General features: G+C 70.6%; 17 protein-coding genes and 1 tRNA gene. 8 read left to right on the forward strand and 10 right to left on the reverse strand.

The window, feature by feature from the left end:
• Position 1: 1 nt before the first annotated feature.
• Positions 2 to 85: transfer RNA gene (locus VFI59_08425), tRNA-Leu, on the reverse strand.
• Between the two features lie 48 nt (positions 86 to 133).
• Between VFI59_08425 and add the strand changes: the two genes are divergently transcribed.
• From add to VFI59_08440, 3 genes are read left to right on the forward strand one after another with little or no spacing between them, the layout of a single operon-like run.
• Complete coding sequence (gene add / locus VFI59_08430) at positions 134 to 1,156, forward strand: adenosine deaminase (protein HET6713719.1); 1,023 nt, start codon at positions 134 to 136, stop codon at positions 1,154 to 1,156.
• Positions 1,157 to 1,190: 34 nt separating this feature from the next.
• Positions 1,191 to 1,637 carry a prepilin-type N-terminal cleavage/methylation domain-containing protein gene (locus VFI59_08435; protein HET6713720.1) on the forward strand — a complete coding sequence of 149 codons (447 nt, stop codon included), beginning with the start codon at positions 1,191 to 1,193 and terminating at the stop codon, positions 1,635 to 1,637.
• 54 nt (positions 1,638 to 1,691) lie between these two features.
• Entirely contained in the window at positions 1,692 to 3,014 is a 1,323-nt protein-coding gene (locus VFI59_08440; protein HET6713721.1) for a nucleotide sugar dehydrogenase, read from the forward strand.
• Between the two features lie 9 nt (positions 3,015 to 3,023).
• Here the strand turns inward: VFI59_08440 and VFI59_08445 are convergent, their stop codons facing one another.
• Positions 3,024 to 3,896 carry a peptidylprolyl isomerase gene (locus tag VFI59_08445; protein ID HET6713722.1) on the reverse strand — a complete coding sequence of 291 codons (873 nt, stop codon included), beginning with the start codon at positions 3,894 to 3,896 and terminating at the stop codon, positions 3,024 to 3,026.
• 140 nt (positions 3,897 to 4,036) lie between these two features.
• Here VFI59_08445 and VFI59_08450 point away from each other — a divergent pair, with 140 nt between their 5' ends.
• The 3 genes from VFI59_08450 to VFI59_08460 are packed head-to-tail and all read left to right on the forward strand — an operon-like array spanning position 4,037 to position 5,254.
• Positions 4,037 to 4,615 (forward strand): hypothetical protein, encoded by a 579-nt coding sequence (locus tag VFI59_08450; GenBank protein HET6713723.1) that lies wholly within the window; start codon positions 4,037 to 4,039, stop codon positions 4,613 to 4,615.
• A gap of 10 nt (positions 4,616 to 4,625) precedes the next feature.
• Positions 4,626 to 5,018, forward strand: a complete 393-nt coding sequence (locus tag VFI59_08455) for a hypothetical protein (GenBank protein ID HET6713724.1) — start codon at positions 4,626 to 4,628, stop codon at positions 5,016 to 5,018.
• A gap of 5 nt (positions 5,019 to 5,023) precedes the next feature.
• Positions 5,024 to 5,254: a hypothetical protein gene (locus tag VFI59_08460; GenBank protein HET6713725.1), complete on the forward strand. Its 231-nt coding sequence runs from the start codon at positions 5,024 to 5,026 to the stop codon at positions 5,252 to 5,254.
• An 18-nt stretch (positions 5,255 to 5,272) separates the two neighbouring features.
• Here the strand turns inward: VFI59_08460 and VFI59_08465 are convergent, their stop codons facing one another.
• A complete protein-coding gene (locus VFI59_08465) occupies positions 5,273 to 6,700 on the reverse strand; it encodes a DUF501 domain-containing protein (GenBank protein ID HET6713726.1) in 1,428 nt (475 codons plus the stop codon).
• Positions 6,701 to 6,750: 50 nt separating this feature from the next.
• Here VFI59_08465 and VFI59_08470 point away from each other — a divergent pair, with 50 nt between their 5' ends.
• Positions 6,751 to 7,308: a GNAT family N-acetyltransferase gene (locus VFI59_08470; protein HET6713727.1), complete on the forward strand. Its 558-nt coding sequence runs from the start codon at positions 6,751 to 6,753 to the stop codon at positions 7,306 to 7,308.
• 7 nt (positions 7,309 to 7,315) lie between these two features.
• Here the strand turns inward: VFI59_08470 and VFI59_08475 are convergent, their stop codons facing one another.
• Positions 7,316 to 7,669: a S1 RNA-binding domain-containing protein gene (locus tag VFI59_08475; GenBank protein ID HET6713728.1), complete on the reverse strand. Its 354-nt coding sequence runs from the start codon at positions 7,667 to 7,669 to the stop codon at positions 7,316 to 7,318.
• Between the two features lie 120 nt (positions 7,670 to 7,789).
• Between VFI59_08475 and VFI59_08480 the strand changes: the two genes are divergently transcribed.
• Positions 7,790 to 8,653 (forward strand): GNAT family N-acetyltransferase, encoded by an 864-nt coding sequence (locus tag VFI59_08480; GenBank protein HET6713729.1) that lies wholly within the window; start codon positions 7,790 to 7,792, stop codon positions 8,651 to 8,653.
• A 6-nt stretch (positions 8,654 to 8,659) separates the two neighbouring features.
• Here the strand turns inward: VFI59_08480 and VFI59_08485 are convergent, their stop codons facing one another.
• The 6 genes from VFI59_08485 to VFI59_08510 are packed head-to-tail and all read right to left on the reverse strand — an operon-like array spanning position 8,660 to position 14,071.
• A complete protein-coding gene (locus VFI59_08485) occupies positions 8,660 to 9,085 on the reverse strand; it encodes a septum formation initiator family protein (protein ID HET6713730.1) in 426 nt (141 codons plus the stop codon).
• Positions 9,086 to 9,088: 3 nt separating this feature from the next.
• On the reverse strand, positions 9,089 to 10,378 hold the full coding sequence (eno, locus tag VFI59_08490; GenBank protein HET6713731.1) for a phosphopyruvate hydratase: 1,290 nt from the start codon (positions 10,376 to 10,378) through the stop codon (positions 9,089 to 9,091).
• Between the two features lie 23 nt (positions 10,379 to 10,401).
• The gene (locus VFI59_08495; protein HET6713732.1) at positions 10,402 to 11,211 is read right to left on the reverse strand and encodes a GNAT family N-acetyltransferase; all 810 of its coding nucleotides are present in this window, start codon (positions 11,209 to 11,211) and stop codon (positions 10,402 to 10,404) included.
• A 33-nt stretch (positions 11,212 to 11,244) separates the two neighbouring features.
• Positions 11,245 to 12,201 carry a threonine/serine dehydratase gene (locus VFI59_08500; GenBank protein HET6713733.1) on the reverse strand — a complete coding sequence of 319 codons (957 nt, stop codon included), beginning with the start codon at positions 12,199 to 12,201 and terminating at the stop codon, positions 11,245 to 11,247.
• A gap of 2 nt (positions 12,202 to 12,203) precedes the next feature.
• A complete protein-coding gene (gene mazG, locus VFI59_08505; protein ID HET6713734.1) occupies positions 12,204 to 13,034 on the reverse strand; it encodes a nucleoside triphosphate pyrophosphohydrolase in 831 nt (276 codons plus the stop codon).
• Positions 13,031 to 14,071, reverse strand: a complete 1,041-nt coding sequence (locus VFI59_08510; GenBank protein ID HET6713735.1) for a peptidylprolyl isomerase — start codon at positions 14,069 to 14,071, stop codon at positions 13,031 to 13,033. Before VFI59_08510 ends, mazG begins: the two co-directional genes overlap by 4 nt.
• Positions 14,072 to 14,084: the final 13 nt, after the last annotated feature.

Here is a 14,084-nt window from a genome sequence, read left to right on the forward strand (position 1 = left end):
GTGCCCGGGGTGGGAGTCGAACCCACACGCCCTCTCGGGCCGGCGCTTTTAAGGCGCCTCCGTCTACCGGTTCCGGCACCCGGGCCTCGACCGCGATGCTAGTCGCACGTCGCGCCCGCGTACCATCGTGGGTATGCGCGATCTCCGTGAGCTGCCGAAGGTCGAGCTCCACATCCACCTCGAGGGCGCGATGCGCATCGAGACGGTCCGCGAGCTCGTCGATCGCAACGGCGCGCCGACCCCATCGGGCCTCCGGCCTGCTGGATGGCGCTTCGATGGCCCCGTTCACTTCATCGACCAGTACATCGAGCTCTGCGACCTGTTCGCGGAGCTGAACGACTTCCGGCGGGTGGGGCTCGAGGTGACCGAAGACCTCGCCACGAACGGGGTCCGGTACGCCGAGGCGATCTTCACACCCTCGGCGCATGCTGCCACGTTCGGCGACGACTGGACGTCGCCGCTGGAGGCGATGCTCGACGGGCTCGCCGCCGGCGCCCGCGAGAACGGCACCGTGGTGCGGATTACGCCCGATGTGGTCCGCGACTTCGGGATCGACGCTGCCGAACGCACGCTCGGGGCCGCGCTGAAGTTCATCGACGACGGGGTCGTCGGCCTGAACTGCGCGGGCAGCGAGACGAGCGAGATCGAGCCGTTCGCCCACGTGTTCCGGGCGGCGAAGGATGCTGGCCTGCGGTCGGTCCCCCACGCCGGCGAGTGGGCGGGACCCGAGAACGTCTGGCTGACCCTCGAGCACTTCCTGCCCGACCGCATCGGGCACGGCGTTCGCGCGATCGACGACCCGCGGCTCGTCGATCGGCTCGCAGCGGACGAGATCCCGCTCGAGGTCTCCCCGATCTCGAACGTCGCGACGGGGGCGTACCCGTCGCTCGAGGATCACCCGTTCCTGCGCCTGCGTGACGCCGGTATCGTGGTCACCCTGAACTCCGACGACCCGCCGATGTTCGGGGCGTGGCTCACCGACGTCTTCGAGAGCGCCCGACGCGTCTGGAGCATGTCCGACGAGGACCTCGCCGACCTCTCCCGGGCGGCGGTCCGCGCCTCGTTCGCCGACGATGCCACGAAGGCCGGCATCGAGCGCGGCATCGGCGAGTGGCTCACTCGCCTTGGGCAGGAAGCGTTACCGGCTTCCGGGTAGCCAGCGTTGCCCCCCCGGTGCCGATACCTGGGACATGCGACGGAGACTCCGGGCCGAGGACGGCTTCACGCTGATCGAGATGATGATCGTGGTGTTGATCATCGGCCTGCTGATCGCGATCGCCCTGCCCACTTTCCTCGGGGTTCGGGTACGGGCACAGGACGGCGGTGTGCAGGCCGACATGCGCAACGCCTTCCTCGCCGAGCGCACCTTCTACACCGACGGGGCGACCTACACCGAGGACCCGCTCGTGCTGGAGAGCCTGGAAACGGCGCTGGAGTACGAAACGGGCGACACGCCGCTCGCGATCGGGCCGGTCTACGTGCACGTGCACGCCGGGCCGAACGAGCTGTTCGTCTCGGGCAGGAGCACCTCGGGCACCTGCTTCTACCTACGCGAGATCGACGGCCAGGGCGCCCAGTTCGCGTCGTCGTCGGGCTGCGGCGTCGCCGACGTGCAGACCTTCGGCTCGAGCTGGTAGAGCTGCGCGGCGGGGTGCTTGCAGGTCCCCGTGGGTACCCTAGGCTCGGGAGCCATGTCGACGATGACCAGGCCCGAGGTCGACCCGCTCGACGCCCTCGCGGTGCGCATCCGCGACCGCACGGCGACCGCCGCCGTCGTGGGGCTCGGTTACGTGGGGCTGCCGCTGCTGGTCGGCATGCACGCGGCCGGCTTCCGCGTGATCGGGATCGACAACGACGAGACCAAGGTCGACGCGCTGCGTGCCCGCCGCTCGCACATCGCCGACATCGCGGACTCGGAGGTCGCCGCGATGGATCGCGCCTCGTTCGCCGAGACCCCGGCGCCGCTCGCCGATGCCGACGTGATCGTGCTCTGCCTGCCGACCCCGCTCACCGACGGTGCGCCCGACCTCACGATGGTGCTGACCGCCGCCGAGGACGTCGCGCGGCTCCTGACGCCGGGCGTGCTCGTGGTGCTCGAGTCGACGACCTATCCGGGCACCACCGAGGAGCTGCTGCGACCGATCCTCGAGGGGTCGGGCCTGCGCGCCGGACGTGACTTCGCCCTGAGCTACAGCCCCGAACGCATCGATCCGGGCAACCGCGACCATCGGCTCGACACGACTCCGAAGATCGTCTCGGGTCTCACCGATCGGTGCCGCGAGCTCGCGGTCTCGTTCTACTCCTCGTTCATCCACACGGTCGTCACGACGTCGACGCCCCGCGAGGCCGAGATGGCAAAGCTGATCGAGAACACCTACCGGCAGGTGAACATCGCCCTCGTGAACGAGCTCGCCGTGCTCGCGCGCGACCTCGGCGTCGACATCTGGGAGTCGCTGCACGCGGCGGCCACGAAGCCCTTCGGCTATCAACCCTTCTGGCCGGGCCCCGGCGTCGGCGGCCACTGCATCGCGATCGATCCCACGTACCTGTCGTGGCGCGCCGGACAGCAGCTGGGCTATCGCGTCGAGTTCATCGAGCACGCGAACGAGGTCAACAACCGCATGCCCGACTACGTGGTCTCTCGCATCGCCGAGGCGCTCAACGACGCAGGGAAGCCGATCAAGGGATCCTCGGTGCTCGGGGTCGGCGTCGCGTTCAAGCCCGGCATCGACGACCTGCGATCGTCACCATCGCTGATGGTGCTCGAGCGGCTGGCATGGCGAGGCGCCGTCGTCGACTACCACGACACGTTCGTGCCGCGGTGCGAGATCGACGGCACCGAGCATGCGTCGTTGCCGCTCGACCCCGGCGTCGTCGGGGCCCACGACATCGTGGTGCTGCTGACCCCGCACGCCGACGTCGACGTGCACGCGCTGGTGAACACCGCCGCGATGGTGTTCGACGCGCGAGGCGTCACGGTGGGCATCGACGCCCCGAACATCGTCCGGCTCTGACCCGGGCGGCTACGCCGGTCGTTCGTCGATCGTGATCGAGTCGATGTAGACGGCCTCGGTGGGCACGCTCAACTCGCCCGGGATGCCCGGGTTCTCGGTGCCGGGGATCGAGTCGATACGCCTCACGACGTCGAGGCCGTCGGTCACCTCGCCGAAGATCGTGTACTCGCCCGACCCCGCCCCGGGGTCGAGCTGCGGGGTCGGCGCGAGCGTCACGAAGAACTGGCTGCCGTTCGAGCCGGGACCGCTGTTCGCGTACGCGAGCAGGCCCGGCGCATCGAACGTCTGCTTCGGCGACGTCTCGATGTCGAAGGAGTAGCCGGGCCCCCCGGACCCGTCGCCCAGCGGGTCACCGCCCTGGATCACGAAGTCCTCGACGATGCGGTGGAACGTGAGCCCGTCGTAGAAGCCCCGCTCGGCGAGGAAGACGAAGCTGTTCACGGCCTCGGGGGCGATGTCGGGGCGAAGCTCGACATCGAACATGCCGCACGACGTCGCGACCCGTGCCGTGTACGTGGCCCGCTCGTCGATCGTCATCGGCGGGGGCCCGACGAACTGCGGGGACTTCCCGCCCGCCCCGGGCGGAGCTTCGCCGCCGCACGCCACGGTCGACGCCGGCTCAACCACCGGCGTCACCGAGCCGGACCTCGTCCCCGGCTCACCCGTGGGCTCTGCCGACGCACTGACCGACGGGCTCGCCGAGGCCGCGGGCTGCTCCTCATCGCCGGTCAGGATCGCGTACCCGACGACCAGCAGCACCAGCCCCGCGATACCCCCGATCACTCCCAACGTGAGATCACGGCGGCGCCTGGCCGCCTGCCGCTCGGCCTGTCGGCGCGCCGCCAGCTTGGCGAGCTGCTTGTCCCTGGAACGATTGGGCATACGGCCGCAGAGGGTATCCGATTGTGGTGCTCGCCAACGCGACCTTCGGGGCCTATGGTCCTGCGCAGGGGGAGGCGTACGGCACGGCCCGGGCGTGTTCGCCCGGAACAGACTCGACCCCGGGAGGAAGGGGGCGGCGGATGTTCGAGCTGTCGAACCGAGAGTTCTGGACGGTGGTGCACGGGCTGGTACTCGGGACGGTGTTCCTGCTGCTGTTCGGAGGTGGACTGGCGGGACTCTGGAGTTTGCGGCCGGGGTTCCTGACCACGGCGGGCGTCCAGGAGCGGATGCGACGACTGTCCGTGGGCATGTGGGCCATGGCTGCGACGGCCTGGGCCACGGTCATCACCGGCACATGGATCGTGTATCCGTGGTACCGGGAAGAGCTGTCGATCGTCGGCGACGATGATTTCGCCGGCTGCGCGGGGGCGATCCTGCCCACGACGAGCTGTTCGCCGCGCGACTTCCTGAAATCGAACGTCAGCGGCGACACCGCGTCGTGGCACAACTTCGGCATGGAGTGGAAGGAACACATCGCCTGGGCGGCGCCGTTCCTCGTGACCGCGGTCGCGTTCATCGTCGCGTACTACGGGCCCCGGATCATCCGGCGGCCGTGGCTGCGGACGGCGACGATCGTGATGCTCGTCGGTGGCTTCGCCGCGGCAGTGGTTGGTGGCCTGTACGGGGCCTTCCTGAACAAGATCGCTCCGATCGCTTGAGGTGAGAGAGATGACGATGAACCAGACCGGAACGGGTGGGGATCGGATCGTCGACGCCCCCGAGCTCGAGCCGCTTCACCTCGAGGATCGGGTCGACGGACCTGCGGCCGCCGTGATGATGAGCGCAGGCATCGGCATCTTCGTGCTCGGCCTGCTGACCTTGCTCTCCGAAGCCTCGGTGCCGATCCATGACTTCCTCGATTTCGACGCCGGTGTCGGGCCGCTTTCCGGCAAGACGGTGCTGGCGTCGGCCGGGTTCCTGCTCTCGTGGCTGGTGCTCGGTCTCACGATGCGCCACAAGGAGGTCGACCTGCGTCGTTGGTTCTGGATCGCGTTCGCCCTGGGCGTGATCGGTGCGGTGCTCATGTTCCCGCCGGTGTTCCAGGCGTTCGCGTCGGAGTGAGCGTGATGGACGCGGACCGCTCTCGGATCCTCGCCGACCGGGTCGCCGCATGGGCGGTCGGGACCGGGATAGGGCTGATGGCGATGATGCTGACCTGGCTGATCGGCAACCGACTCGCGTCGCTGGCGTGGGACCCGCCGGTCGGTCCGACCGTCGCCTTGCTCGCGGCGATCGCGGTGGGTGTGACCGCGACGTCGCTCGCAGGGGTCCGGCTCGATCGCTCACTTCGACGCTGAGGCTCGGGATCTCAGGAACTAGCGCGGTCCGAGCATCTCGAGGGCCAAGCCGTCGAGGATGTCGCTCTCGCTCACGAGCACGCGGTCCACCCCGAACCGCCGCATCGTGGCGACGAGGATCACGGCGCCGGCGACGATCACGTCGCCGCGCCCGGGCGCCATCACCGGCAGGGCGGCCCTCTCGGCGTCGGTCATGGCCGCCAGGGCATCGCGCACCCGTTCCGCCTGCTCGCGCGTCAGCCACGTGCGGTGGATGCGGTCGGGGTCGTAGCGATCGAGCTCGAGCGCGATCGCCTGCAGGGTGGTCGCCGTGCCCGCCACGGCGACGAACGTGCGCGCGTCGCCGACCGCCACGGCGGTGTCGACCTCCTCGAGCACTCCGGCCACGTCGGCCTCGAGAGCGGCGAGGTCCTCTGCCGTCAGCGGATCGTGCCGGACGTGCCGCTCCGTCATCCGCACGCTCCCCATGCGGGTCGAGATCGCCTGCTCGGCGATGCCCGGCGCCGCACCGACGACGAACTCCGTCGAGCCTCCACCGATGTCCTGCACCGCGAACGGGCCCCACGCGGGGTCGAGCCCGTGGGTGCCGCCGAGGAAGGACAGGCGGGCTTCTTGCTCACCCGTGATCACCTCGAGGTCCGACCCCGCATGCGCGCGGACGGCCGCGGCGTACTCGCCTCGGTTCTCGGCGTCGCGCACGGCGCTCGTCGCCCCGACCCGGATGCGCTCGGCGCCGAGGGCCTGAGCCCGACGACAGAACATGCCCAACGCCTCGACGGTGCGGGCCAGCGCGTCGGGGTCGAACCGGCCGGTTCGGTCGACGCCGAGGCCGAGTCGGGTGATCAACATGTCGCGGGCGAGCTCGGTCGCCGACACGCCCGGCGCGGCGGGCGGTTCCACCACGAGCAGCCGGATCGAGTTCGTGCCCTGGTCGATCGCCCCCACCCTGCCCAGCCGCTGCTCGGCGTGCACGGGTTCGACGCGCTCGGCGACCCAGGCCCCGACCGGATCGTCTCCCCCGGCGAGCCGGTAGGCGTAGTGGGCGTGCAGACACTTGATGCCGACGCGCGTGCCGGCCACGCCACCCCATGACCGGGCGGCGGCGAGGTCGGTCGCACGCTCGGCCGCGTATGCGTCGTGGGCCGCCTCGACCGACGCGCGGAACCCCTCGTCGTCGGCCATCCGCTCGTTCAGACGGCCGATCCATCCTTCCGACTCGACGCGCGAGACCGCCTTGACCGCCTCGGGACAGGTGAGCCAGAACGTCGTCGGGAACGGATCACCGGCCGCGTCGATCGGCACGTTGCGGATCACGAGCGGATGCCCTCCGGTGCAGCGCGACACGACCGTGAACGGCGTGGTCGGTTCGCGGCCCAGCTGCTCGCGCACGGCCGAGACGTCGGCGGCGCGGAGCTCACGCTGCGCGGTGGGCATCGGCTCGGCCATGGCGCCCATGTTCCCAGGGGCGGGTGGCTCGCCGCCGGTAGGCTGCGCCGGTGCGCGACCGGTCCTTCACCTCGATCGAGACCGCTCGGCTGCGGCTGCGCCGGTTCGCCCCACGCGACGTCGGAGCCTTCCATGCGTACCGGGTCGACGACGACGTCGCCCGATTCCAGTCGTGGCAGGACTACACCGTGGAGCAGGCCGAGGCCTTCGTCGGCGAGATGGAGGCGGCCGACCCGGGGGTACCCGGCGAGCCGTTCCAGTTCGCGGTCGCGAGGCTGCGCGACGATGCGCTCGTCGGCGACTGCATGCTCGCGCTCGATGCCGGCGACCCCGCGATCGCGGAGATCGGGTACACCGTGGACCCCTCGCTGCAGGGACGCGGGTACGCGACCGAGGCCGCCGGGGCGTTGCTCGACTACGCGTTCGACCGACAGGGCGTCGCCCTCGTGCGTGCGGTCACCGACACGAGGAACGCACCCTCGATCGTGGTCGCCGAGCGGCTGGGCATGGATCTCGTCGCCACCGTGCGCACGACGTTCAAGGGCGAGGCGTGTGACGAGCACACGTACGAGATCGCGAGGAGCGCGTGGCAGGCACGGCGAGCGTGAGCGCCGGCTACTTGCGCTTGTGCTCGACGGCGCGCTTGTAATCGACCAGGCGCTCCTCGCTCTGGCGCATGAACTTCTTGAGCATCTGCTCGAACTCCGGGTCGGAACCGCGACGCGGTCGGGGCGGGGCGGGGTCCTGCAGCGCCTTGATCGAGAGGTCGATCTTGCCGTCTTCCTTGATCGCCCGCACCTTGGCCTGCACGACGTCGCCCTCTCGGAGGTGCTCGTGCACGTCCTTCACGTAGTTGCGGTCGATCTCGGAGATGTGGACCAATCCGAGGCGGCCGTCCTCGAGCTTGAGGAACGCTCCGTATGGCGTGATGCGCTCGACGGTGCCGTCGATCACCGCGCCGATCTCGATCTCAGCGATGTCAGATGCCCCTTTCCCTTGCGAACCCGGCGTTTCCGGGCGAGGCGGCCAGTGTGACGGGGATGTCGGAACCCGTCAATCGGCGGCGGGCGCGGGCGGTAGCATCCGTCGATGGAGGTGACCTCGCTCCCCGACGCCGCGACGTTCCTCTCGATGGCCGCACCGGTGCTCGACGGGGACACGGCTGCGAACAACCTGCCGATCGGCATCGCGCAACAGCTCGTCGACCGGCCCGAGACCTACGCCGAGGCCTTCTTCTGGGTCGCCGCCGACTCGGGCCGGGTCGTCGGCGCCGCGATGCGCACGCCGCCGTACCCGGCGATCATCGCGGACCCGCTGCACGACGATGCGATCGGCGCCTTCGTCGCGACCCTCGCCTCGGCACAGCCGGACCTGCCCGGCGTCACGGCGAACGAGCCGTGGGCGAGCCGCTTCGCCGACGCGTGGACCGCCGCGACCGGCGTGCCGTGGCGGCGCGGCGTCGGTCAGGGTGTCTATGCGCTGACGACGGTGCTGCCCCCACGGCCCGCCGAGGGGTCGGCGCGGGACGCGACCCACGACGATCGTCCGTTGCTCAGGCGGTGGATGGGCGCGTTCGCCGCCGAGGCGCTGCAGGAGATGCCGCGCGACGACGGCGACATGGAGCGAGGGATCGATGCGAAGATCGGGGACGGCGCTGCGGGAGGGTTCACGATCTGGGAGGTCGAGGGCCGTCCGGTGTCACTCACCGGGTGGATGCCGATCCCGGGCGCCGCCCGCGTCGGCCCCGTGTACACGCCTCCCGAGGAGCGTGGGCGCGGCTACGCCTCGAACCTCGTGGCCCAGGTGAGCGCCCGGATGCTCGACGAGGGCGCCGAGGCGTGCTTCCTCTACGCGGACCTTCAGAACCCGACCTCGAACGCGATCTACCGCCGCCTCGGATACCAACAGGTCGCCGAGTCCTCGATGATCAGGTTCGGCGCCGACGCCTCGTGACGCCGGTCAGCAACGCGGCGTCGGGGGCGCTCCGCGCGATGGCACCATCACGAAGGCGGTCTCTCCCGGCCGCACCATGCCGAGGCATTCGCGGGCGAGCTGCTCCAGGTACGTGGGGTCGGTGAACCGGTCGATGCGCGCCTCGAGCTGGGCGTTGCGATAGGCGAGCTCCTCGGCCTGCCGTTCCAGCCGAGCGAGGTTGCTGCGCTGGTCGATCAAGGCACGCAGCGGTGCCACCGCGAGCGTCAGCAGGATCAGCGCGACGACGGCGAGCACCGCCGCGCGTGCGGTGAGACGGGCGTGCGATATGTGGCCGCGAGCGACCTCGTGACGACCGGCCGTGTGGCGCCGCGAGGAACGGTCGGCGGCCGCGTCGGGCGCAACCGTCGCGCTTCGCCTCGCGGCGGTCGGGGAAGGGACCGCTGAGCTCATGCCCTACGCGACCCCCGGCGGCGCGCCCGAGAGCGACCGTCCGCCCGAGTAACGGGCGTGGTCGCCGAGCTCCTCCTCGATGCGGAGTAGCTGGTTGTACTTCGCCGTGCGCTCGCCTCGGCTCGGCGCGCCGGTCTTGATCTGGCCCGCGTTCGTCGCCACCGCGAGGTCGGCGATCGTCGTGTCCTCGGTCTCGCCGCTGCGGTGCGAGACGACGTTCGTGTAGCCGCTGCGGGTCGCGAGCGCCATCGTGTCGAGGGTCTCGGTCAACGACCCGATCTGGTTCACCTTGATCAGGATCGAGTTGGCGACCCCGTCACGGATGCCATGCTCGAGCCGCTCGCCGTTCGTGACGAAGAGGTCGTCGCCGACGAGCTGCACGCGGGAGCCGAGCGCTCTCGTCAGCGTCAGCCATCCCTCCCAGTCGTCCTGGTCGAGGCCGTCCTCGATCGAGACGATCGGGAAGCGGTCGACCAGGTCGGACCAGAACACGACCATGTCGTCGGCCGTGCGGTCCACCCCCTCGAGACGGTACCGCCCGTCGTCGGTCCGCAGCTCGCTCGTGGCCGGATCCATCGCCAGCGCCACGTCGTCGCCGGGGGTCAGGCCGGCGGCCTCGATCGCGCGCAGCAGCCACTCGAGCGCCTCGGTCGTCGTCGCGATCTCGGGCGCGAACCCTCCCTCGTCGCCGACGCCGGTCGCCAGGCCCTCGTCGTGCAGCAGCCCCTTGAGCGCATGGAAGCACTCCACGCCCCATCGCAGCGCCTCGCTGAACGAGGCCGCGCCGACCGGCATCACCATGAACTCCTGGGGCTCGAGCTCGTTGTCGGCGTGCACCCCGCCGTTGATCACGGTCCTCATCGGGGTCGGCAGCACGTGCGCGTTGGGGCCGCCCAGGTAGCGGTAAAGCGGCAGTCCGTTCGAATCGGCGGCCGCGCGCGCGACCGCCATCGAGACGCCGAGCACGGCGTTGGCGCCGAGCTCGGACTTCGCGTCGGTGCCGTCGAGCGCCAGCAGGGCCGCGTCGACCCTGCGCTGGTCGAACGCGTCGGCATCGGCCAAGGCCTCGGCGATGCGGCCGTTGACGTTCTCGACGGCGCCGAGCACGCCCTTGCCGCCGAACCGGTCGCCGCCGTCGCGGAGCTCGAGCGCCTCGTGCTCGCCGGTCGACGCGCCGCTCGGCACGCCGGCGCGGCCGAAGGCCCCGTCGTCGAGCCAGACGTCGACCTCGACGGTGGGATTGCCGCGAGAATCGAGGATCTCGCGGGCGTGGACGGACTCGATCGAAGACATCGGAGGACGATGGTAGCCGACGCCTACCCGGCGACCGGGGATTTGGCGTCGCGACTCGCCTGGTCGTGCGGCCACCGCGTGAACAGGCGCGAGTGCCCGATCGGATCGAACCCGAGTCGTCCGTAGAGGTGCCGCGGCCAGTCCTGCGCATCGGCGAACAGGAAGACGAACGATGCGCCGGCCCTGCGGGCTGCCTCGGCGGCGCGCAGGACGACGTTGCGAGCGACACCGCGCCCACGGAACTCCTCGAGCGTGTTCACGTCCTCGATCTGGGCGACGTCGCCCCGCAGGTAGAGCTCGCACGAGCCGGCGAGCCGCCCGTCGATCCGTTGTGCGAAGAACCGAGCGCCGACGCCATCCACCAGCACCCGGCGGAACCCCGCCAGCATCTCGGCGATGCCGGGCTCCGCACCCCAGGGCTCGCGTCTGGTCATCTCGGCGATGAACGGCTCCATCTCGTCGAACCCCAGCTCCTCGACGGCGTCGGTTTCGGGGTCGCGGTCGGACGCCCGGCGGAGGGCCATCACGACCATCTGCTCGAGGGCATAGCCGTGCTCGACCATGCCCATCGCGATCGACTCGGCGTCGCCGAGCGACGCGAACTCGATCTCTCGATGACGGAACCCGCCGTACAGCTCGTCGAGGATCCTCACGACGTCGTCGGCCGTCGCTCCGCGGAGCGCACGGTCCGCGATCGCCATGTTGGCGTCGTAGCGCAGCGGATACTCGTCATGGAAGAAGGCCGTGCCCCACGGCATGCGCTCCCGTCTCGTGGAGGTGCGCTCCATCACCCACGTCTGGAGGGCGAACGCGCGCTCGTAGTCGGTCGTCATCGCCCGGTGAGGATACCGACGGTCCTGCTGCGTCTAGTCCGGACCGGACCCGATGACGTCGGTGTGGTCGCCGTTGGCGCCGCAGACCAGCACGACGAGCCGTTCTCCGGCCGCCGGCACGAACGCCCCGCACATCACCGCCGCCAGGGCCGCCGCGCCGCCGGGCTCGGCGAACATGCGCAGGTCCCGCCAGATCGCTCGCTGGGCCTCGAGGATCGCGCCGTCGTCAACGAGGACGACGTGGTCCACGTGACCGGCGTCGGCCAGCGCGAAGGCGATGTCGCCCGTCCGACGGGTACCGAGCGAATCGGCCGCGCGACCCGAGACCGGCACGTCCACCGGTCGCCCCGCCTCGATCGCCGCCTGCAACGACCGCGACGTCGCTGGCTCGACCCCGACGACCCGCACGTCGGTGCCCGCGTACCACGAGGCGAGCCCGGCGATCAGGCCTCCTCCTCCGACGGCCACGAGCACGGTCCCGGCGTCGGCAGCCTGTTCGGACAACTCGGAGCCGATCGTGCCCTGTCCGGCTACGACCGCCGGCTGGTCGTAGGGGTGCATCCACACCGCGCCCGTCTCGTCGCGGCGCTCCGATGCCACGGCCGAAGCTTCGTCGTAGAAGCCATCGACGACCCGCACGACCGCCCCGGTCGCACGCACCTTGTCGATCTTCGCGGCAGGTGAGCTCGAGGGCACGAAGATCTCGGCGTGATGTGCCAGCTCGCGGGCGGCGTGGCCCACCGCCAACCCGAAGTTGCCGCCGCTCGCCGCCACGACGCCCCCGGGGCCCACGCCCGCCGTGAGCATACGATTGAACGCCCCGCGCGGCTTGAACGAGCCGGTCACCTGCAACAGCTCGAGCTTCAGCGTGAGCGGCGCCCCGAGCCCGAACGTGCCGGCGGCCACGTCGATCACCGGGGTGCGCCGCACGTGCGGCGAGATGCGTTCTCGAGCGTCGGCGATCTCCCCCCGCGTCGGCCAGGCGGCCACGATCACGATCCGCGGGTCTCTCGGAACAGCTGCCGCAGAGTCGCTTCGTCGGCGGTCTCGATATCGAGATCCCGCTCGGCGGCGAGCGCGACGAAGCGCTCGTACCGTTCGGAGAACCTACGCACGGTGCGACGCAGGGCGCTCTCGGCGTCGACGCCCAGCTTCCGCGCGAGCGCGACCGTCGCGAAGAGCACGTCGCCGACCTCTTCTTCCGCTCCTGCGGGATCGGTCACCGCGGCGAGCTCGTCGACCTCCTCGCGCAGCGCCCCGACGGCCGAGTCCACCGAACGCCACTCGAACCCCCAGCCGGCCGCGCGACGTTGCGCCTTCGCCGCCCGCGCGAGCGAGGGAAGCGAGGCCGGGATGTCGTCGTCGACGGCCCCGCGTTCGCCGCCCTCCGCGGCCTTGAGCTTCTCCCAGTTCACGAGCACTTCGTCGGCGCCGGTCACCTCGACCTCGCCGAAGACATGTGGGTGGCGGTACACGAGCTTCTCGACGAGGCCCTGCGCGACGTCGTCGACGTCCCATCGGCCCTCGTCGGCGGCCATCTGCGCATGGAACACCACCTGGAGCAGCACGTCGCCGAGCTCGTCGCGCATCGCATCGTCGTCGCCGGCGTCGATCGCCTCGAGCAGCTCGTGCGTCTCCTCGAGCAGGTGACGCGCGAGCGTCTGATGTGTCTGCTCGGCGTCCCACGGGCACCCGCCCGGACCGCGGAGCCGCGCCATCACGCGCACGAGGTCGAGCAGCCGCCGGCCCTGCTGCGAACTCGGAACCGGACCCTCGGGAACGTGGGCGAGCAGGTCGCCGGAGCGCGAGGGCGTCTCGGTCACGGCGCGGGCGTGCCCTCGTCGCCGTCGCTGGCGGCACCGTCTGCGGGGGCGCTCGATGCGCTCGGGTCGGTGCTGTTCACGGCGACCACGGTGAGGGTCGCGACGTCGAAGCTCCCGTATTTCGGGTTCACGTCGACGCCCTGAGTCTCGGCCTGATCGCGCATCCACGCGTTGAACAGCGTGCCCTGCTCGCCTTCGAGCAGCTGGGTCTTGGCCTCGTCGAACGGCGTGACCTGCTTGTCGACCAGGTAGATGACGTGCCAGCCGAACTCGCTCTGCACGGGCTCGGAGATCGAGCCGGGCTCGAGCGCGACCGCGGCTTCCCCGAACTCCGGCACGTACGTCGAGGCCACCGCCTGACCGAGGCTTCCCCCGTTGGCACCCGACTGCGTGTCGATCGAGACATCCTTCGCGAGGTCCGCGAAGGTCTTCTGCGTCGCCCCCGGCGCCGTGACCTGCTGGTACACGTCCTCGGCCTCGGCCTCGGTGGGGACGAGGATGTGCAGCGCCTCGATCGTCGTGAAGCGAAGGACCTCGTCCTCGTAGATCTGCTGGAGCTGCTCGTCGCCGAGCTCCTCCTCGGCCACGACGCCCTGCACCGCCTGGAAGAGCAGCACCTCGTTGGCCAGACCCTCGAGGTGGGTGCGCGTGAGGTCGAGCTTCTCGAGCTCGGCGTCGACCGTCTCGGCCGTGAGCTGCTCGTCGAGGTTCGCGATGATGTCGTCGACCTCCGACGCCTCGACCGTGACGTCGTTCGCCTGCGCGTAGTCCGCGATCAGCCGACCCTGGATCATGTTGCCGAGCGTGAAACGGTTGCACACCACTTCCTGCGTCTCGCCCTCGGGGGGCGGCCCGCCGCACTCCTGTTGGTTCAGGGCGGCGAGGAACGTGAACAGCTTCGCTTCCTGCGCGAGCTGCTCGTCGGTGATGTCGGTCTCGCCGACGGTCGCGGCCGCGGCCGGACCGGAGCTGCAGGCCGCCAGCAGGGCGACGGCGATCACGGGCATGGCGATGAGGCGGAGCGTTCGGGAGTCCACGAGCGACCAGTCT

Source organism: Actinomycetota bacterium (assembly GCA_035697485.1).
GTDB lineage: Bacteria > Actinomycetota > UBA4738 > UBA4738 > HRBIN12 > JAOUEA01.